The following is a 22,760-nucleotide window of genomic DNA, read 5'->3' on the forward strand; positions in this document are numbered from 1 at the left end:
GGGTCAGCGGTGACCGTCGGCGACGGCCTTCTCGGTGGCGGCCCGGACCGCGGCCTCGGTCTCCCGCGTGAGCGGGAAGCGCGGCGGGCGGGTGGGGCCACCGCGGAGGCCGGCGATGTCCATGGACAGCTTGATGGACTGGACGAACTCGGTCTTCGAATCCCAGCGCAGCAGCGAGTGCAGGGACTTGTAGAGCGGCACGGCGGTGTCGAGGTCACCGGCGACGGCGGCGTGGTACAGCTCGGCGCACGTGGCGGGGAAGGCGTTGGGGTATCCGGCGATCCAGCCGACCGCACCGGCCACGGCGAGCTCGAGCAGGACGTCGTCCGCGCCGATCAACAGGTCGAGTTCCGGGGCGAGTTCGGCGATCTCGTACGCGCGCCGTACGTCGCCGCTGAATTCCTTGACCGCGACGATGCTGCCGTCCTTGTGCAGCCGGGCCAGCAGCTTGGGCGTCAGATCCACCCTGGTGTCGAGCGGGTTGTTGTACGCGACGACCGGCACCCCGGCCTTGGCCACCTCGGCGTAGTGGGCGCAGACGGCCCGTTCGTCGGCCCGGTAGGCGTTCGGGGGCAGCAGGAGGACCGAGCCGCAGCCCGCTTCGCCGGCCTGCTCCGCCCAGCGGCGGGCCTCGGCGCTGCCGTAGGCGGCGACTCCGGGCATGACCCGTGCGCCGTCGCCCGCCGCCTCGACCGCGGTGCGCACCACGCGGGCCCGCTCCTCGTCGGTGAGGGTCTGGTACTCGCCCAGCGAGCCGTTCGGTACGACACCGTCGCATCCCTGGTCGATCAGCCGGCGGACGTGCTCGGCGTAGGCGTCGTAGTCGACGGAGAGATCGTCGCGCAGGGGCAGCGTGGTGGCGACCATGATCCCGCGCCAGGGGCGGGTGGTGTTCCAGGCGGTGGCGGTCATGCCAGTCAACCCTTCTATATTGTGTGACATTTTACTGGGTGGTATGCGGCGCCCACAAGGGCGAACCGCAGGTCAGTGATCGGTACCCGGGGCGGTATCGGGCCGGGTACCGGTGGGTTCGTCGAGCGAGGCGAGCGCCGAGAGCGGAACGGGCACGGCGAACGGGCGGCGTTCGGCGGGCGGTTCCACGGCCCGCCGCAGCTGCCCTTCGCCGGCCGCGAGGCAGACAGCGGCCGTCCCGCACATCCGCCCCTGGCACCAGCCCATGCCGGCCCTGGTGAGGAGTTTGACGGTGTGCGCATCGCTGGCCCCGAGGTCGGTGACGGCTTCGCGGATCCTTCCGGCGGTCACTTCCTCACAACGGCATACGTCCGTGGCGTCGGTCAGCCAGTCCGTCCAGCCCGCTGCCGGTGCATGACGGGCGGCCATCGCCTCGGCGAAGCCGCGCATCCGGTCCCGGCGGCGTTGCAGCGCACGGATGCGTCCCTCGCGGTAGGGGCGCCCGTACAGTCCGGCCGCCACCGCGGTTCCCGCCAACTCCCCTTCTGCACGGGCCAGTTGGGCGCCGCCGATGCCACCGGTCTCCCCCGCCGCCCAGACTCCGGGCACCGAGGTTTCCTGGAGGCCGCCCAGCGCCAGGGCGGTGGTCCCGTCGGCCGTGGGGCGGGTGGCGCAGCCGAGTGCGGTGGCCAGCTCGATCTGCGGGGCGAGGCCGTGCCCGACAGCGAGCGCGTCGCAGGCGATCCGCCGGCCCGTCCCCCGTACGGGCCGCCAGTCGCGGTCGAGCCGGGTGACGGTGACGGCCTCCACGCGGTCGGTGCCGTGCACCTCGGTGACCGCGCTGCGGGTGCGGAGGCGTACCCGGTGCCGCAGCAGAGCGGCGCCGTGGACCGCCGCCTCCACCAGCTTCTGCGGGTTGGCCGCGAGCGCGCGGGGATGGCGCGCGTATCCCAGATAGCCGGACGCCTCGATCACGGCCGGGACCTGCGCGCCGGCGGCGGCGAGCGAGGAGGCGACCGCGAGCAGCAGCGGGCCGCTGCCGGCCACGACGATGCGCTTGCCGGGCAGCACCAGGCCCGACTTGAGCATGGCCTGCGCTCCCCCGGCACCCACGACGCCGGGCAGGGTCCAGCCGGGGAAGGGCAGTTGGCGTTCGTACGCGCCGGTCGCGAGCAGGACCGCACGGGCCCGGACCCGCACCGGCTGCCCCTCGGCGCCGTCGGCCCCGGTGACGGCGTGTACCGCCCACACGTCACCTCGCTCTTTCCGCTCGCCGTCCCCCTTCCGCTCGCCGTTCCCCTTCCCGTCGCCGTTCTCCTTCGTGACGGCCCAGACATGGTGGCCGGAGAGGTGGCGGACCTCGCTCCGCTCCAGTCGCCGACGCAGCTCCGCGAAGGCCGGCCAGTCGTGGTGCAGGGCCTCGGGACGCACCGCGCCGATGGCCTGTGCCGGGTGCCGGTAGAACTGCCCACCGGTCTGGGGCGAGGAGTCCAACAGGGCTACGGACAGGCCGAGTTCGGCTGCCGTGACGGCGCCCGCGAGACCGGCGGAGCCCGCTCCGATCACCGCCAGGTCGTACGGGTCAGACGCCGATGCGGGCATGGCCGTGTCCCTCCTGGGTGATGATCACGTCGCCGGGACGGGCAGGCACCAGACAGGCCCTGCGGTTGGGTTCCCCGTTGATGGTGGCCAGGCAGTCGTAGCACTGCCCGATGCCGCAGAAGGCGCCCCGCGGGCGGCCGGTGGTGCGGGTGGTGCGCCAGGCGAGGATGCCGGCGGACCACAGGGCCGCGGCGACGGACTGGCCGGGCAGGGCGGTGACCGGACGGCCGTCCATCGTGATCTCGAACGCCGGGCCGGGGTTCGCCCCGACCAGTTCGGCGGGAGTTCGGGCCACTGCGGGCCTCCTCTCGTAGTCGCAGGTCTCAGACGGATCGACGGCGGGTCAGCCGTCCGCTGCGAAACGGACGGGACTGAAGGCGCCGATATCCAGGGGGAGTTCGCCACCCCCCAAGGACCGCGCGATCAGCAGTCCGGTGGCCGGGGCGAGGCCGACCCCCGCGCCTTCGTGGCCGCAGGCGTGCAGCAGGCCGGGCACCCGCGGATCGGGGCCGATGGCCGGCAGATGGTCGGGCAGGTAGGGACGGAAGCCCGCATAGGTGCGGATCGCCCGCACCCCGGCCAGGAACGGGAACAGGGCGGTCGCCTGGACCGCCAGGCGGCGCAGCACCTCGGTCGACAGCGTCCGGTCGAAGCCGACCCGTTCGCGGCTGGCGCCGATCAGGACGGGTCCCGCCGCGGTGCCCTCGACCACCGCGGAGGTCCCCAGCGCCGCCGAATCACTGGCGACGTCGGCGACATAGTCGGCCGCGTACACCTTGTGCCGCACCACACGGGGCAGCGGTTCCGTGACGAGAACGAAGCCGCGGCGCGGCAGCACAGGAAGTTCCACGCCCGCGAGCCGGGCGAACTCGCCGCCCCAGGCACCGGCCGCATTGACCACATGCCCGGCATGCATCTCGCCGGCCGCCGTACGCACCCCGCGTACCGCTCCGTCCGCCGTGGTCAGCAGGCCGATGACCTCCTCGCCGAGCCTGAGGCACACCCGGTCCCCCGCTGCGCGCAGCAGATGCGCGGCGGCCAGGGCCGGCATCACCTGCGCATCCTGGGGGTAGTGGAAGCCGCCCGCCAGGCCGGGGGCCAGATGCGGCTCCAGGTCCTCGAGGCGTTCCGCCGGAACTTCCTCCGCGCGCACACCGGCCTTCTCCTGCCCGGCCGCGAAGTCGCGCAGGACACGCAGGCCGGCTTCACCGGAGGCGACGACGAGGCCGCCCTTGGGTTCGTACTCGATCCCCGGCGGGAGCATGTCCGCCAGTTCTCGCCACAACTCGGTGGACAACAGGGCGAGTTCGAGTTCGGGTCCGGGTTCCTTGTCGGAAACCAGGAGGTTACCCTCACCGGCGCCCGTGGTGCCGCCCGCGACGGGGCCGCGGTCGACCACGGTGACGGAGAGGCCGGCTCGGGCCGCGAAGTAGGCGCAGGCCGCGCCGACCACGCCCGCTCCGACGACGATGACGTCCGAGGTTCTTCTCGTGGGCACGTCAGTAATATTTCACATTGCACTGTCGCTGCCAAGGGTTGCGCGCAATCCGCCCGCGGCGCACCAGGATCCGGCACCGGCATCCTGGACACAGGTGGGTAAAGGACTTGCCGACGTCTTGTCAGTGCAATTTCACATTACTATGTTACCGGTCACATTCCAGCCACTGGCTGGCCGACTGTTCCCGGAGTGACCACTCATGAACAAGCGCCCCCTCAGGCCCGTCGCCACCGCCCTGGCAGCGACCCTCGCACTCTGCGCATCCGGCTGTTCCGGCACCGAACGCCCGGGCAGCAGCCGAAAGAACCCGGCGACCGCCAACCTGGGCGCCGTGATCGGCGGCACTCCGCAGAAGGGCGGCACCCTCACGGTCCTGTCCAACCAGGACTTCACCCACCTGGACCCGGCCCGCAACTGGGTCATGAACGACATGGATTTCGGGACCCGGCTGCTCTACCGCACCCTCGTGACCTACAAGGCGGCCCCCGGCACGGCGGGCGGCGATCTGGTCCCGGACCTGGCGACCGGCCTCGGCACCCCGTCCCACGGCGCCCGGACCTGGACCTTCCGCCTCAAGCGCGGCGTCACGTACGAGGACGGGACCCCGATCACCGCGCAGGACATCAAGTACAACGTCGAGCGGTCCTTCTCTCCCGACCTGCCGGGCGGCTCCGACTACGCGGCCCGCTACCTCGCGGGCGCCGAGGGCTACCAGGGGCCTGCCCAGGGCAAGCACCTCGACTCCATAAAAACCCCCGACGCCCACACCATCGTCTTCGAACTCCGCAAGCCCTTCGCCGAGTTCCCCAACGCCACGGTGATGCCGACCTTCGCCCCGGTGCCCAAGAAGCGGGACAAGGGGCCGCAGTTCGACAACCGGCCCTTCTCCTCCGGCCCGTACAAGATCGAGTCGTACCAGCGCGGCAAGAAGCTGGTACTGGTGCGCAACACCCACTGGAGCGCCTCGACCGACGCGGTGCGCAAGGCCTATCCGGACCGGCTCGTGGTGGTGATGGGGCTCAAGGCCAACCAGATCGACGACCGCATGATCGCCAGCGAGGGCGCGGACGCCTCCGCCGTCCCGTGGTACGCGCTGCGGCCGGAGAGCGCGGCCAAGGTGCTGCCCAACGCCGAGGTGCGCCAGCGGCTGCTCGCCGAGTCCACCAACTGCACGGACATGGTCCAGATGCACACCGGGCGGGCCCCGTTCAGCGATCTGAAGGTCCGCCAGGCGGTGCAGTACGCGCTCGACAGGGACTCGGTGCTCACCGCCTCCGGCGGGCCCGCGTTCAACGACCTGTCCACCGCCTACATGCCCGCCACCCTCTTCGACGGCAAGCAGCCCGACACTCTCAAGATCCCCAAGACCGGTGACGTCGAGAAGGCGAAGCGGCTGCTGAAGGAGGCGGGCAAGCCGGGCGGGTTCGAGACGAAGATGACCGTCTCGACCGGGGACAAGGGGCGGGCCGAGGCGGTCCAGCAGTCGCTGGGCAAGGCCGGGATCAAGGTCACCATCGAGACCGTCGACCCGTCGGCGTTCTACGCGACGATCGGCGACACCAAGAACCGGACCGACATGGTGTATACGGGCTGGTGTCCCGACTACCCGTCCGGATCCACCTTCCTCCCCTTCGTCTTCGACGGCCGCTACATCAAGGAGAAGGGCAACCAGGGCAACCACTCGCTCTTCCGCGACAAGCCGACCATGCGGCGGATGGACGAGATCGCCGCCATGACCGACGCCAAGAAGGCCAACGCCGCCTGGCGGCAGCTGGACGGCGAGATCCTCGCCAAGTCCCCGACCGTCCCGGTCCTGGTGCGCCGCTGGCCGCTGGTCCTGGGCACCAACATCGCGGGCGCCTACGGCCAGACCTCCTTCGGCGGCCAGCTCGACTACGCCACGGTCGGTCTCAAGGACCCCTCCAAGAGCCAGGGTTGAGGGCCGTCGGACCATGGAAACGACACAGATGACCACCACCGCCCCCGCACCGGTGGCGGTCCCGGCGGGCAGCGGACCCTGGCAGCTGGCCCGCGCCGAACTGCGCGGCCGCGCCTCCGTCAAGGTCTCCCTCGCCATCATCGCGCTCTTCGCCCTCATGGCCGCGGGCGCCCCGCTGCTCAGCGGGCTCGGCGGCTGGGCGCCCGACGCGTTCGACAAATCCGCCGTCGACCCCTACCTGGGCGGGCAGCCGATCGGCCCGCTCGGCGGGATCTCCGCCGACCACTGGCTGGGCGTCGAACCGGTCACCGGCCGCGATCTGTTCGCCCGGGTCGTGCACGGCGCCCAGGTCTCGCTCCTGATCGCGATCACCGCGACCGCCATCGTCGTGGTCGCGGGCACGGCGGCCGGGATCGCGGCCGGCTACTTCGGCGGCCGCACCGACGCGGTCCTCAGCCGGCTCATGGACCTGACCATGTCCTTCCCCTCCCTGATCTTCATGATCGCGATGATGTCGGTGGCCAAGGACGTCAACCGGATCGTCCTGATGACCGCCGTCATCGGCCTGTTCGGCTGGCCCGGCATCGCCCGCGTGGTCCGCGGCCAGACGCTCTCGCTCACACACCGCGAGTACGTCGACGCCGCGCGGGTGGGCGGATCGGGTCCCTGGCGGATCCTCACGCGCGACATCCTCCCGGGGGTCGCCGGCCCCGTCATCGCGTACACCACCTTGATCATCCCGGGCATGATCGCCACCGAGGCGGCCCTGAGCTACCTGGGCGTCGGCGTCCGCCCGCCCACCCCCTCCTGGGGCCAGATGATCGCCGAGAGCGCCAACTTCTACGACACGGACCCCATGTACTTCGTCATCCCGAGCGTCTGCCTCTTTCTGACCGTGCTCGCCTTCACGCTCCTCGGCGACGCACTGCGGGACATCCTCGACCCGAGGGGAAGCCGCAGATGATCCGCTACCTCAGCCGACGGCTGATCGGCGTGATCGGGGTACTGATCGCGATCGCCGCCGTCACCTTCACCATCTTCTACGTCCTGCCCTCCGACCCCGCCGCCGCGGCCTGCGGCAAGTCGTGCAGCGTCGAACGCCTGGCGGCGATCCGCGCGCACATGGGCCTCGACCAGCCGATCTGGCAGCAGTTCTGGGACTTCCTCAGCGGCATCTTCACCGGCCGCACCATGGGCAGCGGCCAGTACACACTGCACTGCGGCTTCCCCTGCCTGGGCTACTCCTACGAGAACAGCGAAGCCGTCTGGGGCCTGCTGATGGACCGGCTCCCGGTCTCCGCCTCGCTCGCATCCGGCGCCGCGGTGCTGTGGCTGCTGTTCGGCCTGTCCGCCGGGGTCACCGCGGCGCTGCGCAAGGACACCCTCCTCGACCGGGTCCTGATGGTCGGCGCGGTCGGCGCCGCCTCGCTGCCGGTGTACTTCACCTCGATGATGCTGATCTACGGACTGATCCGGGTCGCGGGGCTGCTCCCCTATCCGCAGTACGTGGCCCTCGGCACCGACCCCCTGCACTGGGCGAGCAATCTGCTGCTGCCGTGGCTGGCGCTCGCCATCCTGTACGCGGCCATGTACGCGCGCCAGAGCCGAAGTTCGATGATCGAGACGATGGCGGAACCCTTCATCCGCACCGCCCGCGCCAAGGGCCTGCCGCGCCGCACGGTCGTCGTCAAACACGGGATGCGGGCCGGTATGACCCCGATCCTGACCCTCTTCGGCATGGACCTGGGCGGGCTGCTCGCGGGTGCCGTGATCACCGAGTCCCTCTTCGGGCTGCCGGGCATCGGGCGGCTCTTCTACGGCGCGCTGTCGACCGGCGACCAGCCGGTCGTCCTCGGCGTGACGCTGCTCGCCGCCACCTTCATCGTCGTCGCCAACCTGGCCGTCGACCTGCTGTACGCCGTCGTCGACCCGAGGGTGAGGCTGCGATGACTGCCCCTCAGCTTTCCATGACCGAGACTCATGCCCTTTTGTCTGTAAGGGACTTGAGCGTGACCTTCGCGACGAAGCGCGGGCCGGTGCGGGCGGTGGACTCGCTCAGCTTTGACATGCACCGGGGCCGTACCCTGGGCATCGTCGGCGAGTCGGGCTCCGGCAAGTCGGTGACCTCGATGGCCGTGCTCGGACTGCACACCGGCGCCGAGATCACCGGCTCGATCAGCCTCGACGGGCAGGAGCTGGTGGGGCTCCCGGAACGGGAGCTGAACCGTCTGCGCGGCCGCCGAATGGCGATGATCTTCCAGGACCCGCTCTCCAGCCTCCACCCGTACTACACCGTCGGCGAGCAGATCGCCGAACACCACCGGGTCCACTTCGGCTCCCGCCGCTCCGTGGCCCGCAGACGGGCCGTGGAGATGCTCGCCGAGGTCGGCATCCCCGAGCCCGAACGCCGCGCCGGGGAGTATCCGCACCAGTTCTCCGGTGGTATGCGGCAGCGGGTGATGATCGCGATGGCGCTCGTCTGCGAGCCCGAACTGCTCATCGCGGACGAGCCGACCACCGCCCTCGATGTCACCGTCCAGGCCCAGATATTGGAGCTGATCGCCCGGCTGCAGGAGGAGCGCGGGCTCGCCGTCGTTCTGATCACTCACGATCTGGGCGTGGTGGCCCGGGTCGCCCACGACGTACTGGTGATGTACGGCGGGCGCGCGGTCGAACAGGCCCCGGTGGACGCCCTGTTCGCCCATCCAGCCCACCCGTACACCAGGGGCCTGCTCGACTCTCTCCCCCGTCTCGACGACGCCGACGACGCGCCGCTGCGGGCGATCCCCGGCAGCCCGCCGTCCCTGCTGGCCCCCGCCCCCGGCTGCGCGTTCGCGCCCCGCTGCGCCCGTGCGGCCGCCGCCTCCCCGAGCGAGCGGCTGCGCTGCGAGACCGAACGGCCGCTGCTCTCCGGCCCGGCCGGCCTCCCCCAAGTTCTCGACTCCGCTCGAACAGGGGGGACCCCCTTGGCCGCCTGCCATTTTCCCGGCTTTCCCGCATCCGAAGGCGTCGCCTCATGACCGATACAGGTCGTATGACCAGCACAGCTCGGCCCCCGCTGAGTACGGCCCGGCCGCTCCTCAGAGTGCGGGACGTGGCGATGGCCTTCCCCGGAAGGCGTCGCGGCACGGCTCCCGTACGCGCCGTCGACGGCATCAGCTTCGATGTGGCGCCCGGGGAGACTCTGGGCCTGGTCGGGGAGTCCGGCTGCGGCAAGTCCACCACCGGCCGCATGATCGTACGGCTTCTCGAACCGACCAGCGGCTCGATCACCTACGACGGCCGCGACATCAGCCACCTCTCCCAGCGCGAGCTCAAACCCCTGCGCCGCGAGCTCCAGATGGTCTTCCAGGACCCGCACTCCTCCCTCAACCCCCGCCAGACCGTCGCCAGGATCATCTCCGATCCCCTTCTGACACAGGGGAGTTCGGCGGCAGACGCCCGCAAGCGCGCGGCCGAACTGATGGATCTGGTCGGCCTCATCCCCGAGCACATGGACCGCTATCCGCACGAATTCTCCGGCGGCCAGGCCCAGCGCATCGGCATCGCCCGCTCGCTCGCCACCAGCCCCCGGCTGGTCGTCGCCGACGAACCCGTCTCCGCCCTCGACGTCTCCGTACAGGCCCAGATCGTCAACCTCATGGAGCGTCTCCAGCAGGAACTGGGGCTCGCCTACCTCTTCATCGCCCACGATCTCTCGGTGGTGAAGCGGGTCTGCGACCGCGTGGCCGTCATGTACCTCGGCCGGATCGTGGAAATCGGCGACAAGCACCAGGTGTACGCCGCCCCCGCCCACCCCTACACCCGGGCGCTGCTCTCCGCCGTGCCGCTGCCCGACCCCGCGGCCGAACGGGCCCGTGAGCGCATCACGCTCCTCGGTGACCCGCCCAGCCCGGCGGCGCCCCCGCCCGGCTGCACCTTCCACCCGCGCTGCCCCAAAGCCCGCGCGCTCTGCCGGACCGAGGCGCCGCTGCTGAGGATCGCGGCACCGGGCGAGGGACGGGAAGTCGCCTGTCACTTCCCCGAGGCGGCCTGAACACAGTGGTGCCCCGGACCTGTCCCTCGACAGGTCCGGGGCACCACTGCCGTTGCTGCGCTACGACTTGGTGATCCGCACCGTATCTCCGCGGGCATCGGCGCTCAGCACATCGATCCGGACACCGGCCGCGGAGTCCGTGAAGGACTCACCGGCCCGGTACGGGGCGTCGTCCAGCGGACGGCACCCGCTCGCCGGGGCGTCACCGGGCCTCGCATCCATGACGTGCACCGGGCCGTAGCCTGTCTGTGCGGAGGTGTCGACCTTGTAGACCAGCGCACCGGTCGCACAGGCCGCCGCGTCCGCCCGGACCGCCCGGCGGGATTCGACGACATACGCGGTCGTCGGTCCCGTACGCACCACGGCCATCTTGGTGCCGCTGCCGTACTCGACCGCGGTGAGACGGACCGTGCCGCTGCCCGCCGAGGCCCGGCAGTGGACCTGGCGGTCGGCGGTCCAGCCGAGTTTCCACGACTCCCAGCCGAAGTACTGCGGCGCCTTGCCCGCGATCAGGCCCATGACGTCCCAGCCTCCGACGAACCGGTGGGCATCGGGATCGGCAGCCGTGTCAAAGGCGTACAGGTCCGGCAGCCCGAAGGTGTGGGCGGTCTCGTGGCCGACCAGCTTCGGGCCCCAGTGCCACATGTCCTGGCCGAAGGTCACCGACCATTTGATCCTGTTGCCGTCGGCGACGACGCCCGCCGTGCCCGGCTCGTACACATACGTGGGGGTGAAGGAGATCGCCGGTGCGTTCCGCGTCGCGACGACGTACACCATGTCGTACCGCGAGAAGTCCACGGCCGGGTCGGCGGCGGTCACGGCGTCCCGGAGGTAGGCCTCGTGCTCCTCGTGGCTGAGGCCGCGGGCGAAGTGGTAGTCGGTGGAGGCGTGCGGCATCCGGACCCAGCGCCGGTGCTGGGTGATGGCGAGCCGCACCTTGCCGTACGAGGCGTTGCGTATCCAGTCCGCGCCGGGCGTGAGCCGCGCGGCGTCGTCGGCCGGGGACTCGGTGGCCGGCGCGTCCGGGAAGTCCACGAAGATCATGCCGACCTTGATGGTGCCGGCGGGGCGCCGGAAGACGGAGTAGTCGGTCCGGTGACCCTCGTCCGTCCAGCCGGTGGTGCCGGGCAGGGCACAGGCCGAGGGGTCGGCGGTGTTCGCATGGGCAGCCGGGCCGGCCGGGGCCGCATCGGCGGACGGTGCGCCGAGGAGCAGCAGGAGTACGGGGGCGAGCAGCGCCCGCAGGAGCTTCGTGCTGCGCGCCGGGGCCAAGGGGCGGGACCGTCTCAAAGGATCACGACCTCTCGATACAGGGTGTATGGCATGTGACATTTCACATAAGCCTGCGGAGGCACACCCCTGTCCGAAAGCTGTCATTGCTCCATAACATCCACGCCATGGACCTGGAGCTACGGCATCTGCGGGTGGTGTGCGCGATCGCCGAGGCGGGCAGCCTCACTCGCGCCGCCGCCTCCCTGAGCATGACCCAGCCCGGACTGAGCGCCCAACTACGCCGTATTGAAGCCATGTTGGGCGGGTCACTGTTCGACCGCAGGCAGGCCGGAACCGTCCCCACACCCTTCGGCGAGCTGGTGCTGAGCCGGGCCCGCGCCATCCTGCCGGGCATCGACGGCCTGCTCGCCGACACCGCCCGGGCCGCCCCCCGGACCACGGCCCCCGACCGGGTCCGCATCGGCTCGGTCGGCGCCCCGCTGATCGGCCATCTCCTCCTGGCCGTACGGGAGTTGATGCCCCACTCCGAAGTGACCTCACGCTGCCGGTACGCCCCCGCCGCGCTGCTCGACGACCTGGTGGCGGGCCGCTTGGAGGCGGCGGTGCTCGGCGACCATCCCGGCCAGGAGCTGCCGTCGCCCGAGGGCGTGATGCTCCAGCCGGTGGTCACCGAGCCCGTCTTCGCCCTCCTGCCGACGGCCCATCCGCTGACCGCGCAGGAGGAGGTCTCCCTGGACCAGCTCCTCGACGAGGACTGGGCGGTGCCCCGTCCCGACGGCGACCGCACCCGCGAATACTGGTCATCCGTCTGCGCCCACACAGACCGCCGTCCCTGCGCCCCGTACGAAGCCGAGGGGCGGCAGTTGATCGAGATCGTGCGGGCGGGCCTGGCCGTCAGCCTCTGCCAGGCCACGTTCATCGAGGTACCGGGCGTCGCCGTCCGCCCCCTCTCCGGAAACCCCCTGTGGTACCGGCACATCCTGGCCTGGCGCCGCGACGGCCCGCTGGCCGCACACGGTGCCGCCATCCGCCGCAGGGTCACCGACGGCTATCTGGACACCTGCGCCGTCGGCCCGGTGTACGCACGCTGGCGGGAACGGCATCCGCACGAGGCCAAGTTGGCGGGGACCGGGGACCGGCCTACGGAACCGGTCGCACTGCCCGGGTGTCAGTAGTGGTTGTTCATGGCGACACGCACCTCGGCGAGGGTGGTCTCCGCCACCGCTCCGGCCCGGTCGTTGCCCTCGCGCAGGATGTGGCGGAGAGAGGCGCGGTCCTGCGCGTACTGGGCGCGGCGGGCCCGGATCGGCGCCAGGTACTCGTTGACCGCTTCGGTCACGGTCCGCTTCAGTGCGGCGGCTCCCGCGGAGCCGATCCCGTCGGCAACCTCCTGTGGTGTCTGGTTGCGGCACAGGGCTGCCAGCAGGAGAAGAGACGACACCTCGGGACGACCGGCCGGGTCGTAGGTGATGTGGCGCTCGGAGTCGGTCTTGGCGCCCTTGATCAGCCGAGCGGTCTCGTCCGCGTCGGCGGCCAGGGTGATGGCGTTGCCCCGGCTCTTGCTCATCTTGGTGCCATCCGTACCCAGCAGCAGCGGTGCCTGCGACAGCAGGGCGCCAGGCTCAGGGAAGACGGCGGTGCCGGCGCCGTAGCGGTCGTTGAAACGGCGGGCGATGGTCCGGGTGAGTTCCAGGTGAGGGAGCTGGTCCTGACCGACCGGGACCAGGTTGGCCTTGCAGAAGAGGATGTCGGCGGCCTGGTGGGCGGGGTAGGTGAACATCAGCCCGCTGACGGAGGACTGTCGCGCATGGGCGATCTCGTCCTTGACCGTGGGATTGCGGCTGAGCTCCGCGGTCGAGACGAGGCTGAGGAAGGGCAGCAGCAGCTGGTTGAGGGCCGGAACGGCGCTGTGCGTGAAGATCGTGCTGCGTGCCGGGTCCACGCCGATGGCGAGGTAGTCCAGGACCAGTTCCTCGACGTACCCGGTCAGGTTGTCCGCCACATCGCGGTCGGTCAGCACCTGGTAATCCGCGATGATCACGAACATCTCCACGCCGAGGTTCTGGAGACGTACGCGGTTGTGGAGCGTGCCGAAGTAATGGCCCAGGTGTAGTCGCCCGGTGGGGCGGTCGCCGGTCAGCACCCGGAATCGGCCGGGGTCCTTGATGACCTGCTCTTCCAGCTCCGCACTGCGGGCCCGGGCGGCAGACATCCCGAGCGCGTCGGCGGCGGGAGCGGGGACGAGGATGTCGGGGCCCGCAGTCTGGAGGGTGTGGTTCATGAATGTCTCCTGGTGAGTCGGTATCGCCGTCAGGACGACACGACCCCTGAGCCAGGGGACACAAAAGGGCCGTCCGTCCGAACGGCCCGGTGCATGCATGAGAGGTGGCCGCTCCTACAAGGAGCGCCACCAGCTCAGACATGACGAAAGATGCATGGTCACAGCATAACGTCAGCCCGCCGCGCCCCGCTCTGAGGCCGCGCCACGGTCCTGTTCCAGCAAGCGCGTACGGAAGAGATCGAGCACCTCGTCCAGGGCCGCGCGGGTCGGCTGGCCGGGCTCGTCGATGAGGTGCTCGGTCACTACGGAGTGCGGCGGCAGCGCGGCGTGCGGATTCGCGGCGGAGTCGTCGAGTTCGACGGCGGTGAACGCCTCGCCGAGTTCGCGGCGCAGAAAGGCGAACCGGTCGCCCGGTACCATCCGGTCGCCGCGGAACCGCAGCCCCATGACCTGAAGACCGTCGCGTTGGCAGCGGCCCCGGACGGTGGCGAGCTCTTCGGCGGAAATATCGATGCCGCCCGCCCGGCTCTTGGTGAGGGCCAGCGGCAGGGACGGCTGGGACAGGACGGGCGCGAGGAGGCGCTCATCGGTGGCCATGGCCAGGGCGAAGCCGCCGGTGAGGCACATGCCGATGGCTCCGACGCCGGGGCCGCCGCAGCGCTGGTGCTCATGTGCGGCCAGGGCCCTCAGCCAGGTCACCACGGGCGAGGACTTCCCGGTGGCCAGCACGGTGAATTCCCGGCTCACGCACACTTTCCCTATCGACGAGGCCGTATAGGCCCCGGCATTCAGCCAGCCGCGGTCCGCGGGATCGGCACTGCGGCCGGGGGTGCCGAAGAGCACCGGGAGGACGGCGGTGCAGCCGATCTCCGCCACGCGTTCGGCGAACTGCAGCACCTTCGGGGTGATCCCCGGAATTTCCGCCATCACGATCACCGCGGGTCCCGTGCCACGGCGCAGGATCCGGCGGGTGACGCCGCCGTGCGCGAAGGTGCCACGGTCGAAACCGGTCAGGTCGTGATCTGCCATGGGATACCACCGTCCGTGTCGGTCGCTGCAGCCGCCCTCGGCGAAGGGCGGCCGGGTCACACTCTCTCAGAGCGTCCTCGTCATGAACGTACTGTTCGGGTCGGGCCGGTAGTCCGCGAAGGGCTCGCAGTACCAGAACCCGAACTTCTCGTACAACCGCCGTGCGGGCAGAAAGAATTCGGCGGCGCCGGTCTCCAGGCTCAGCCGTGTGAAGCCCATGCGGTGCGCCTCGGCGATGATGTGCTCCAGCAGCCGGGAGGCGATGCCGCTCCTTCGCCGCAGCGGCCTGGTACGCATCGACTTCAGCTCCGCGTGGCCCGCATCCAGTGTCTTGAGGGCGCCGCAGCCCACCAGGTCGTCACCGTCCGAGACCGACCAGAAGGTGATGCCGGGCTTCCGGAGGCTGTCGAGATCAAGGGCGTGCTTGCTCTCCAGCGGGGTGAGCGACCGCATCTGCCGGACGTGTTCGTCGAGGAACCTGGCGATCTCCGGGCCGGACAGGTCGTCGACCACGATCTTCACCTTGCTCACGTGCTCACCCTTCTTCGGCTCCCGTTGCTGCGGCGTACGGAGGCTACGTCGGTCTCGGTGGGTGAAGCGAGATCTTTTCGGATGTCCGGCCAACACCCGCATGGCTGTGACGCCTTGGCCGAAGCGTCCCGGAGCTCACGCCGGCACGGCCTCGTTCGTACGGCCGGCCAGGCGGTGGTGGTACCGGCGCAGCAGGAGTACGGCGGTGGTGGCCAGGCCGGTGAGGAGGCCCAGCCAGATGCCGAGGACTTCCAGGTGCAGGGGGTGGGCGAGGAGCCAGGCGGCGGGGAGGCCGATGGCCCAGTAGCCGATGAGGGTGATGCGGAAGCCGCTCTTGGTGTCGTCGAGGCCGCGCAGGAGACCGACGCCGATGTTCTGCGCGCAGTCGAAGAACTGGAGGAAGGCGGTGACCATGAGGAGGTGGGTGGCGAGGGTGAGTGCCTGGCCGGAGCGGGGGCCGGAGTCGAGGAAGGGGGCCAGGACGAGTCGGGGGGCGGCGAAGTAGGCGAGGCCGACGAGGGTCATGACGGCTGCCGCACAGGCGAGTGCGGTGTTCTTGAGGCGGCGGGCGTCGTCGGGGCGGCCGAGGGCGAGTTCACGGCTGACGTTGAGGGATGCGGCGTGCGAGAGGCCGACGGCCACCTGGAAGACGATGTAGACCAGTTGGTTGACGGCGGTGTGGGCGGCCAGGGCCGCGGGGCCGAAGGCTCCGGCCAGCAGCGCGGTGACGGAGAAGAAGCCGGCTTCCGAGCCGTAGGTGGCCGCGATGGGTACGCCGAGGGCGACGAGCCGCTTCGTGGTGGCCGCGTCGGCCTGGGCCGCGTTGAGGGTGAGCAGGGGTGCCAGGCGGCGGTCCTTCTTCGCCGAGAGGTACAGGGCGAGGAAGGAGAGGAGGTGGACGGTGGAGGTGGCGACGCCGATACCGGTCAGGCCGAGCCGCGGCAGCCACCAAGTGCCATGTATCAGGCCCCAGTTCAGGCCGGCGTTGACGACGATGGAGGCGAGGGTGATGCGGAGGAGGGCCTGGGGGCGGCGCATGCCGACGGTGAACTGGCGGATGGTCTGGAACCACAGACAGGGCAGCAGTCCGGGGGCCAGGGCGAGCAGCATGGGCCGGGTCAGCCGGACGACGGCGGCGTCCTGGCCGAGCCAGGTCAGTGCCTGGCCGATGAGGAGCATGAGGGCGGCCCCGGCGAGGCCGGCGAGGGTGGCGACGGCCAGGCTCGCGCGGACGATCGCACGGATCTCCCCGTGCTCCTCTGCCGTCTGCGCCCGCTCGGCGCGGGCGGCGGCCGCGGCTATCCGGTTCCCGACGGAGGTGACCAGGCCGACGCCCATGGTGCGCAGCTGGTTGAAGAGGACGATGGCCAGGCCGCCGGCCGCGAGCTCCTCGGTGCCGAGCAGGCCCATCATGACGCTGTCTGTGGTGGTCAGTGCGACCTGGGCGAGCTGGGTGAGGATGAGCGGTACGGCGAGGGTGGCCAGTGCCCGGCTGTCGCGCAGGAGGGTGGTGGGCAGGATGGCGGGCAATGCGGTCATCGTCGGCGGCTCCTGCGGAGTTTGGTGAGGAGCTCCTCGATCTCCCGTTCCGCTGCGGGATCGAGGAGGTTGCGGGCCCGCATCCAGTCATCGCTGAAGACGGTGTCCAGGTACTTCTCTCCGCCGTCGTTGATGAGCGCGACCATGGTGCTGCCGGGGGGAAGGGAGGAGAGCCTGGCCAGGGCCTCGTGGACGACGCCGCCGGCGGAGCCGCCGATGAGCAGGCCGGTGCGGGCGACGGCGCGGCAGGTCGCGAACGCCTCGATGTCGCCGACCTTGACGCCTTCGTCGATGAGGGCGAAGTCGACGAGGGCGCCGACCGGCGCTCCCTCGGGGGTGCCGGTGCCGGACTGGTAGTAGTCGTGGGCGGGACCGCCGAAGGCGATCGACCCCTTGGGCTCGACCCCGATGGCCGTGAACGGCGGGATGAACGTGCGCAGTTCGCGGGTCGTACCGCACAGGGCTCCCCCGGTGCCGACCGCGCCGATCAGGACGTCGAGGCGGCCGTCGAGGGCTTCGGCCAGTTCGTGGGCGACGGGGAAGTAGCCGATGCCGTTGCTGGGATTGTTGTGCTGCTCGGTGAAGACGGTGTTGTCCTGGCCGCGGGCCAGGTCCTCGGCGAGTTCTTCGCGGGCGGCGGTGGCGAGGTCTGCGGTGCCGTCGTCGACGACGTAGACCAGCTCGGTGCCCAGGGCCTTCATGGCCCGCAGTTTGTCGGTGCAGGCGTGGTGATCGACCACGGCGGTGAAGGTGTAACCGCGCTCGGCGGCGATGACGGCGAGCCCGAGGCCGGTGTTGCCGGAGGTGGACTCGACGATCCGGCCGCCGGGCCGCAGCTCGCCGCGCGCCTCGGCGTCGGTGACCATCTGCCGCGCCATACGGACCTTCGCCGTACCGGTGGGGTTGAACATCTCCAGCTTCAGCAGGAGGCGGCTGCCGGTTCCGGTCGTGGCGAGTTCGAGGAGAGGGGTGTGGCCGATGAGATCGGACACGCGGGAGACCACGGCGGGGCGCTGAAGTGCTCCAGGCATCGCATACTCCTGTGAAGGGACTCCTAGGAGGGAACTCCTGTGAGGGGACGGGGAACGGCCCTGGTCAGACGAGGTGGCGGTCCAGCCGCCAGCGCGGGCGCGGGGCTTGGGTGCGGTCGATGACGACCTTGGGCGGCAGGGCCAGGTCGTGGAAGCGCGATTCGTTGGAATCCATCTGGTAGCCCGCCGTGTTGGGGTAGACCAGCAGGTCACCGATGCGGGGGCGGCGGGGGAAGGCGATCTTCCGCCAGGTGAGCATGTCCGACTCCAGACAGGTCGCCGCTCCGACACTGGCGGGCCAGGTGCCTGCGGCGGCGGCCGTATCGCGGGAGAGCAGCCGGGGGTCGGGCAGGTACTCGCTGTGGAACCACTGCTCGGACAGGCTCAGACTGGTGCCGTCGACGGTCAGGAGCCGGTGGTCCCCGCGGTCCTTGACCCCCTGGATGCGGAATACGGTCGCACCGGCCCGGTCGAGCAGCGCACGGCCGGGCTCCAGCAGCAGGGCGACACCGGAGGCCGTCAGCAGTTCGGCGAGACTGCGGCCGTGCCCCTCGGGGTGGGCGGCGAGCACGGCCCGTAGCGCCTCGGCTCCGGCGACCGGGGAGTGGTACGGGTAGAAGTCGGCGGCCTCGAACGACCGGCCCGCGTGGTAGTGGCCGCGGTGCTGCCCGGCGAGGAAGCCGCGCCAGCTGCCGGCGTCGGTGTAGCTGACCGGCAGACCGCCGCCGATGCTGATACGGCCGGCCTCCAGGCCCCGGGCGCGGGCCTTGAGGCAGAGGTCGACGAGGTGGCCGGCGAGGTCGGCGCGGGGCTGGAGGGCATATCCGGCCAGATGGAAGCTGAAGCCTTCCATGCGTACCGCGTCGCCCGCCTGTACGCAGCGGTCGATGGCGGTGCCCAACTCGGCGCCGGTCATGCCGAAGCGGCTGTGCGGCTGTGCCGGCGGCAGACAGCGCAGGAGCAGCCGGGCGGGCCGTGCCGCGCCGGTCAGTGCCGTGGTGATGAGGGCATCGAGATCGTCAGGCGCATCGACGGCGATCAGTGCGCCGTGCTGCACGGCGAGGCGCAGCAGGTCCTGGCCCTTGGCCGGGCCGGTGACGACGATGTGCTCGCCGCGTACGCCGTGCCCGAGCGCCGCGCGCAGTTCGCCGACGGATGCGGCGTCGACGCCGGCACCGTTCGCTGCGCAGCGTTCGATCCACACCGCGGCCTTGTTGGCCTTCTTCGCGTAGTACACGAACCCCGCCACGCCCGCCTCGTCCAGTGCGGCCCGCATGGCCTGGAGGTTGGTGTCGAAGGCCTCGGGCAGCAGGAAGTGGAAGGGGCCGCCGAAGGCGTAGGAGAGCTCTTCGAGCAGCCCGCTGACCAGAACGGCGTCGGTGGCGGGGTCGGGCAGGGCGGGCAGCGTCGGCCAGGCGGATGCGCTGCTCACTGCCACAGCGGCACCTCGGTGCCCAGGCCCTGTGCGAGGGCGAGTTGGGCGAAGCGGTGGCCGAGGGCGATGTCGGTGACGACCAGGCCGCTGTTGTAGGCGAAGATCCGCTCCTGGGCCGAGCGGCGGCCTGCGCTTGCGCCCGCGAGTACGGACGGGAACTCGGCGTCCACGGCCGGGAGTTGGCCGTCGGCATCGGCCATGTCGGTGCCGGTGATGTGCATCTGCGCCTCGCTGGTGGCGATGACGCGGTCGGCCCGGTGCAGGGTCGAGGGGGCGAGTCCGTGGCCGACCAGGACGGACAGTGCGCCGGGCCGCAGCCAGTCCGCCTCGACGGCGGCGGGGGTATGGGCGCCGGCGGTGGCGACGACGACATCGGCGTCGGCTGCGGCGGCCCGCAGATCGGTGACGATCTCCACGTCCCGGTCGGGGAAGTGGGCGTGCAGCCGCTCGCGTACGGCGGCGATGCCCTCGGGGTGGGTGCCGGACAGCATCAGCCGGTCGAGCTCCGGGAGGGTGGTGAGCAGGAACGGCAGGGCGAGGCGGCCCTGGGTTCCGGTGCCGATGACCAGGGCGCTGCGGGCACCGGGCGCCGCGCAGGCGCGGGCCAGCAGCGCGGAGACGGCCGGGGTGCGCAGCGAGCCGATGCGTGCGCAGTCCATCATCGCGACCGGAAGGCCGGTGACGTCGTCGTAGAGGGTGAGCGCCGTGTAGTAGTGCTGGTCCGCGCGGCCCTTGTCCAGGCCGTGCTTGTACGAGGTCTTGATCGCGACGACGTCGCGGGAGCCGTCCCGCCCCAGCATGGCGTAGGAGACCGAGTGCCCGTCCGGCGGTTTGACGGTCAGTTTGCGGGGGTTGTCCGACCGGCCGGCGTGGAGGGTGCGGTAGGCGCCTTCCACGGTGGCGACCACGTCGGACAGGGAAATGTCGATCCCGGCCAGATCGGTGGTGGTCAGGATGCGCAGGTGCTGGTCGTCGCCGGATATCAGGGGGTCGGCGGGGGCGGTGATCGAGGTGCCGGTCATCGTCTGGTGCCTCCGGTCCGTGGGCGTGCGGTCAGCGTGCGTGGGCTTCGAGGGCGGCCTGACCGTATCCGTGCTCACCGGCTTCGGCCAGGGGGCGGCTGCGGCGCCCGGGGACACGTACGGAGGCCCGTTTGAGCCATCGGTCGCTGCCGTCGTAGCGGGCCCGGAAGGGCACCCGTCCGTGCACGGCCAGGTCGTTGTCGACGACCAGGACCTCGCCGGGGGCGAGGCTCACGGCGACGGACACCCGGGCGAGTTCGGCTTCGAGCCGCTGGTAGGCCGCCCGGTAGGGCGCGTGCGCCTCGTCGAGCGGGGTGTAGGCGGGGTCGAAGCGCAGTGTCAGGCCGTCCTCGGCGCGAACAGGGTGGGTACGGGCGGGGGCGCTTCGGCGGTGTAGCCCTGGGCCTCGGCGTAGGCGTCGTCGGGAAGGATCGGCACCACCGGCCGGGTCAGGAGCGCGATGTCCTCGTCCGCGAGGCGCGTCCTGCGGATGCTGGCGGCGGTGGTGGCGATGTCGTCGTGGTTACGCAGACAGCCGAGCATCAGGAGGTGGGCGCGGCCGGGGTGGAAGGCGTCCTCGGTGTGCGGGCTGAGGAGCACGGCGCTGCTGGCGCCGGTCTGCTCGCTCTCGTGTCCGGGCGAGGGAACGATGTTGTGGACGAAGCGGCCGTCCTGCTGCCCTTCCCATGCGAGGGGGTTGCCCATCACGGTGGCGAGCAGCAGCAGTTGGATGTCGTGGTGGACCCCGCTGCCGCCTGCGGTGGCCCAGCCGGCGGGCGTCGGTCCGATGGCTTCGTCGTCGACATCGAGGCCGCGCAGGACGAACAGGCCGTCGGCGGTGTCGACGGGGCGGCAGTGGTGACGGAGGGTGTCGCCGAACCCGGCGGCCGTCTGCGCAACCTTCCCCAGGAGTCGGGGAGTTGTGGCGGACGTGCCGCATTCGGCGAGTATCCGCTCCGCGGCCTGGCGGAGTTCGCTCACGGTGCGGTCATCGAGCTGGCGGACAGGTGCGGCTGCCGTGCTCATGGCAAGAGTCCGTTTCCGTCGTGCGGCAGGGTGGAATCGCGTCTGCTGGGCGCCGGGATCAGGGGCTGCGGATCCGTAACGGGCAGGAGGGAAGCGGGCCATCAACGGGAACAAGGGCCGTTTCCTGCTCGTCGCCGAACTCGCCCGCCGCGACGGCCTCACCCTGCGCGAACACCACGCTCTGCCCCGCCCCGCCAACCGCCCGGCCGCACAGAAACCCTGACGCCCGGACAAGCCCCCGCCCCATGATCGAACGCGAAAGCGAATGCGGCTATGATCTGCCGCGGCAAGGCTGTAGCGCAGAGGTCGTCGCGCCCACGCATCAAGCTGGAGGACGTCGGTTCGAATCCGACCAGCCTTGCCGCCTCAGTCGTGGAGAAAAGTCGATGGGCGTCGGTTCGTCCTGGGCGGGCGGAGGGCGATGCCGCCCTTCGGCGGGCCGGGCACCGGCGATGGACCGGTGGAGTGGTGATGACGCAGCCGACACCCGTGCGCTGCCCCGCGATCGAACACCCCGACATTCCGATCAGTGATCCCGCCGGGCTGGACCCGCTGCTGGCTCGGCTGGGGTCGGCGCGCGCGGTCGAGGACGACGAGACCTTCCCGCTCGGCACCGTACGCGCGGACGGGCGGATCGACCTGTGCAAGCAGGGGCTCGGGGCGGCGGGCGCCGAACGCCTGATGCCGGTCGCCGCCTCCTCACCCCACGCCGTGCATGTCCTGCTCGGCACCAACGCCATCGGTGACGAGGGTGCCCGTACGGTCGCCGGTGCGCTCGTCGACGGCCACGGCCTGCACACGCTGTACCTCGGCTGCAACCGCATCGGCCCGGAGGGCGCCACCGCGCTCGCTGACGGGCTGTCGGCCGACGACACCGTCCGCGCCCTGTGGCTCAAGCGCAACCCGGCGGGCGACGACGGCGCCCGCGCACTCGCCGCGATGCTCCGCCGGAACACCACGCTGCGCACGCTCGACCTGGTCAACACCGGCCTCACCACCGACGGGCTGCGCGCTCTGCTCGACGCCCTCACCACGCGGCCGTACCCGGTGGAACGCCTCTTCCTCGGCGGCAACGGCCTGACCGCCGACGCCGCCCCGCTGCTCGCCGCCCTGATCCGCGACGCGGGCGTGCGCGAGCTGTACCTGCCCGCCAACCATCTCGGCGACGAAGGCGCCGCCCTCCTCGCCGCCGCGGCCGACCCCGCGCGGCCGGTGCGTCTGGGACTGGGCGGCAACGGAATCGGTCCCGCCGGGGCGCGGGCCCTCGCCGACGCCCTGGCCGGGATCGAGACGCTCGACCTGGGCCGGCCGATGTCGGAGCGAAGCCTCGGCGCCCCCGCCAACACCCCCGGCGACGAAGGCGCCCGCGCGCTGGCCGCCGCACTGCCGGGCAGCCCGCTGCGCCGGCTGGAGCTGTGCCACACCGGGCTCACCGGACGGGGCGCGAAGTCGCTGCTGGCGGCCGTCCCGGACGACTCGCACCTGGAGTACGTCGGTCTGGGCCCCGGCCTGCCCCGGAAGGTGAAGCGGTCCTTCACCCGGCGCCTGCGGCCCGTGGGCGGGGCCCACCCCGACCTGCGTGCGATAGGAAGTGTCTACCGTTGAGCCCCCGTCCCGAACTCCGTTGCTTCCCACCGGACGAGGCG

The 22,760-nt window shown here is 71.3% G+C and carries 21 protein-coding genes and 1 pseudogene; 8 read left to right on the forward strand and 14 right to left on the reverse strand.

All coding sequences use genetic code 11. From position 1 onward, the window contains the following. Window positions 1-3 precede the first annotated feature (3 nt). The 4 genes from ADL29_RS39040 to ADL29_RS39055 all read right to left on the reverse strand — a co-directional run bounded on the left by ADL29_RS39040 (window position 4) and on the right by ADL29_RS39055 (window position 4,012). Window positions 4-912 (reverse strand): dihydrodipicolinate synthase family protein, encoded by a 909-nt coding sequence (locus tag ADL29_RS39040; RefSeq protein ID WP_053928216.1) that lies wholly within the window; start codon window positions 910-912, stop codon window positions 4-6. A gap of 72 nt (window positions 913-984) precedes the next feature. Then, window positions 985-2,514, reverse strand: coding sequence for an FAD/NAD(P)-dependent oxidoreductase (locus tag ADL29_RS39045; protein WP_053928217.1), 1,530 nt, complete (start codon window positions 2,512-2,514; stop codon window positions 985-987). Further along, the gene (locus tag ADL29_RS39050; RefSeq protein ID WP_053928218.1) at window positions 2,495-2,809 is read right to left on the reverse strand and encodes a (2Fe-2S)-binding protein; all 315 of its coding nucleotides are present in this window, start codon (window positions 2,807-2,809) and stop codon (window positions 2,495-2,497) included. The genes ADL29_RS39045 and ADL29_RS39050 overlap by 20 nt, the downstream gene beginning before the upstream one ends. Before the next feature lie 48 nt (window positions 2,810-2,857). Next, complete coding sequence (locus ADL29_RS39055; RefSeq protein WP_053928219.1) at window positions 2,858-4,012, reverse strand: NAD(P)/FAD-dependent oxidoreductase; 1,155 nt, start codon at window positions 4,010-4,012, stop codon at window positions 2,858-2,860. A 199-nt stretch (window positions 4,013-4,211) separates the two neighbouring features. On the opposite strand from ADL29_RS39055, the gene ADL29_RS39060 reads away from it, so the two are divergent. From ADL29_RS39060 to ADL29_RS39080, 5 genes are read left to right on the forward strand one after another with little or no spacing between them, the layout of a single operon-like run. Further along, window positions 4,212-5,951 (forward strand): ABC transporter substrate-binding protein, encoded by a 1,740-nt coding sequence (locus ADL29_RS39060; protein ID WP_053928220.1) that lies wholly within the window; start codon window positions 4,212-4,214, stop codon window positions 5,949-5,951. Window positions 5,952-5,979: 28 nt separating this feature from the next. Continuing rightward, the gene (locus ADL29_RS39065; RefSeq protein ID WP_053928221.1) at window positions 5,980-6,915 is read left to right on the forward strand and encodes an ABC transporter permease; all 936 of its coding nucleotides are present in this window, start codon (window positions 5,980-5,982) and stop codon (window positions 6,913-6,915) included. Further along, window positions 6,912-7,901 carry an ABC transporter permease gene (locus ADL29_RS39070; protein WP_053928222.1) on the forward strand — a complete coding sequence of 330 codons (990 nt, stop codon included), beginning with the start codon at window positions 6,912-6,914 and terminating at the stop codon, window positions 7,899-7,901. Before ADL29_RS39065 ends, ADL29_RS39070 begins: the two co-directional genes overlap by 4 nt. Window positions 7,902-7,918: 17 nt before the next feature. Next, window positions 7,919-8,971: an ABC transporter ATP-binding protein gene (locus tag ADL29_RS39075; protein WP_053928223.1), complete on the forward strand. Its 1,053-nt coding sequence runs from the start codon at window positions 7,919-7,921 to the stop codon at window positions 8,969-8,971. After that, window positions 8,968-9,987 carry an ABC transporter ATP-binding protein gene (locus tag ADL29_RS39080; protein WP_053928224.1) on the forward strand — a complete coding sequence of 340 codons (1,020 nt, stop codon included), beginning with the start codon at window positions 8,968-8,970 and terminating at the stop codon, window positions 9,985-9,987. Before ADL29_RS39075 ends, ADL29_RS39080 begins: the two co-directional genes overlap by 4 nt. A 60-nt stretch (window positions 9,988-10,047) precedes the next feature. On the opposite strand, the gene ADL29_RS39085 is transcribed toward ADL29_RS39080, so the two are convergent. Continuing rightward, window positions 10,048-11,259, reverse strand: coding sequence for a M6 family metalloprotease domain-containing protein (locus ADL29_RS39085; protein WP_245689816.1), 1,212 nt, complete (start codon window positions 11,257-11,259; stop codon window positions 10,048-10,050). Between the two features lie 125 nt (window positions 11,260-11,384). Between ADL29_RS39085 and ADL29_RS39090 the strand changes: the two genes are divergently transcribed. After that, window positions 11,385-12,395, forward strand: coding sequence for a LysR family transcriptional regulator (locus ADL29_RS39090; RefSeq protein WP_053928226.1), 1,011 nt, complete (start codon window positions 11,385-11,387; stop codon window positions 12,393-12,395). Here the strand turns inward: ADL29_RS39090 and trpS are convergent. The 9 genes from trpS to ADL29_RS39130 form a co-directional block, all read right to left on the reverse strand. Further along, window positions 12,389-13,501, reverse strand: coding sequence for a tryptophan--tRNA ligase (trpS, locus tag ADL29_RS39095; RefSeq protein WP_053928227.1), 1,113 nt, complete (start codon window positions 13,499-13,501; stop codon window positions 12,389-12,391). The two genes, ADL29_RS39090 and trpS, sit on opposite strands and share 7 nt — an antisense overlap. Before the next feature lie 171 nt (window positions 13,502-13,672). Further along, entirely contained in the window at window positions 13,673-14,530 is an 858-nt protein-coding gene (locus ADL29_RS39100) for a dienelactone hydrolase family protein (RefSeq protein ID WP_053928383.1), read from the reverse strand. A 66-nt stretch (window positions 14,531-14,596) separates the two neighbouring features. Then, entirely contained in the window at window positions 14,597-15,052 is a 456-nt protein-coding gene (locus ADL29_RS39105) for a GNAT family N-acetyltransferase (protein WP_053928384.1), read from the reverse strand. Window positions 15,053-15,196: 144 nt separating this feature from the next. After that, window positions 15,197-16,600, reverse strand: a complete 1,404-nt coding sequence (locus tag ADL29_RS39110) for an MATE family efflux transporter (protein ID WP_053928228.1) — start codon at window positions 16,598-16,600, stop codon at window positions 15,197-15,199. Then, window positions 16,597-17,631: a cysteine synthase family protein gene (locus ADL29_RS39115; protein WP_053928229.1), complete on the reverse strand. Its 1,035-nt coding sequence runs from the start codon at window positions 17,629-17,631 to the stop codon at window positions 16,597-16,599. The genes ADL29_RS39110 and ADL29_RS39115 overlap by 4 nt, the downstream gene beginning before the upstream one ends. Before the next feature lie 64 nt (window positions 17,632-17,695). After that, entirely contained in the window at window positions 17,696-19,069 is a 1,374-nt protein-coding gene (locus ADL29_RS39120) for a type III PLP-dependent enzyme domain-containing protein (protein WP_053928230.1), read from the reverse strand. Beyond that, window positions 19,060-20,088, reverse strand: a complete 1,029-nt coding sequence (locus ADL29_RS39125; RefSeq protein ID WP_053928231.1) for an ornithine cyclodeaminase — start codon at window positions 20,086-20,088, stop codon at window positions 19,060-19,062. Before ADL29_RS39125 ends, ADL29_RS39120 begins: the two co-directional genes overlap by 10 nt. Before the next feature lie 31 nt (window positions 20,089-20,119). Further along, on the reverse strand, window positions 20,120-20,431 hold the full coding sequence (locus ADL29_RS45875) for a TauD/TfdA family dioxygenase (RefSeq protein ID WP_342671195.1): 312 nt from the start codon (window positions 20,429-20,431) through the stop codon (window positions 20,120-20,122). Further along, the gene (locus ADL29_RS39130; RefSeq protein ID WP_245689817.1) at window positions 20,428-21,114 is read right to left on the reverse strand and encodes a Fe(II)-2OG oxygenase family protein; all 687 of its coding nucleotides are present in this window, start codon (window positions 21,112-21,114) and stop codon (window positions 20,428-20,430) included. Before ADL29_RS39130 ends, ADL29_RS45875 begins: the two co-directional genes overlap by 4 nt. A 288-nt stretch (window positions 21,115-21,402) precedes the next feature. Between ADL29_RS39130 and ADL29_RS39135 the strand changes: the two are divergent. Together ADL29_RS39135 and ADL29_RS39140 are read left to right on the forward strand one after the other, a co-directional pair. After that, window positions 21,403-21,475 (forward strand): annotated as a pseudogene (locus ADL29_RS39135). 110 nt (window positions 21,476-21,585) lie between these two features. Then, complete coding sequence (locus ADL29_RS39140) at window positions 21,586-22,719, forward strand: leucine-rich repeat domain-containing protein (protein WP_053928232.1); 1,134 nt, start codon at window positions 21,586-21,588, stop codon at window positions 22,717-22,719. Window positions 22,720-22,760 lie beyond the last annotated feature (41 nt).

It is taken from the genome of Streptomyces chattanoogensis, assembly GCF_001294335.1.
Lineage (GTDB): Bacteria > Actinomycetota > Actinomycetes > Streptomycetales > Streptomycetaceae > Streptomyces > Streptomyces chattanoogensis.

Bases quoted from the DNA above. Each gene is read 5' to 3' on its own strand.
- ADL29_RS39060 (WP_053928220.1), top strand. From the start codon at position 4,212: ATGAACAAGCGCCCCCTCAGGCCCGTCGCCACCGCCCTGGCAGCGACC.
- ADL29_RS39110 (WP_053928228.1), bottom strand. From the start codon at position 16,600: ATGACCGCATTGCCCGCCATCCTGCCCACCACCCTCCTGCGCGACAGC.
- ADL29_RS39040 (WP_053928216.1), bottom strand. From the start codon at position 912: ATGACCGCCACCGCCTGGAACACCACCCGCCCCTGGCGCGGGATCATG.
- ADL29_RS39080 (WP_053928224.1), top strand. From the start codon at position 8,968: ATGACCGATACAGGTCGTATGACCAGCACAGCTCGGCCCCCGCTGAGT.
- ADL29_RS39065 (WP_053928221.1), top strand. From the start codon at position 5,980: ATGACCACCACCGCCCCCGCACCGGTGGCGGTCCCGGCGGGCAGCGGA.
- ADL29_RS39130 (WP_245689817.1), bottom strand. From the start codon at position 21,114: ATGAGCACGGCAGCCGCACCTGTCCGCCAGCTCGATGACCGCACCGTG.
- ADL29_RS39115 (WP_053928229.1), bottom strand. From the start codon at position 17,631: ATGCCTGGAGCACTTCAGCGCCCCGCCGTGGTCTCCCGCGTGTCCGAT.
- ADL29_RS39090 (WP_053928226.1), top strand. From the start codon at position 11,385: ATGGACCTGGAGCTACGGCATCTGCGGGTGGTGTGCGCGATCGCCGAG.
- ADL29_RS39075 (WP_053928223.1), top strand. From the start codon at position 7,919: ATGACCGAGACTCATGCCCTTTTGTCTGTAAGGGACTTGAGCGTGACC.
- ADL29_RS39140 (WP_053928232.1), top strand. From the start codon at position 21,586: ATGACGCAGCCGACACCCGTGCGCTGCCCCGCGATCGAACACCCCGAC.
- ADL29_RS39045 (WP_053928217.1), bottom strand. From the start codon at position 2,514: ATGCCCGCATCGGCGTCTGACCCGTACGACCTGGCGGTGATCGGAGCG.
- ADL29_RS39070 (WP_053928222.1), top strand. From the start codon at position 6,912: ATGATCCGCTACCTCAGCCGACGGCTGATCGGCGTGATCGGGGTACTG.
- trpS (WP_053928227.1), bottom strand. From the start codon at position 13,501: ATGAACCACACCCTCCAGACTGCGGGCCCCGACATCCTCGTCCCCGCT.
- ADL29_RS39100 (WP_053928383.1), bottom strand. From the start codon at position 14,530: ATGGCAGATCACGACCTGACCGGTTTCGACCGTGGCACCTTCGCGCAC.
- ADL29_RS39125 (WP_053928231.1), bottom strand. From the start codon at position 20,088: ATGACCGGCACCTCGATCACCGCCCCCGCCGACCCCCTGATATCCGGC.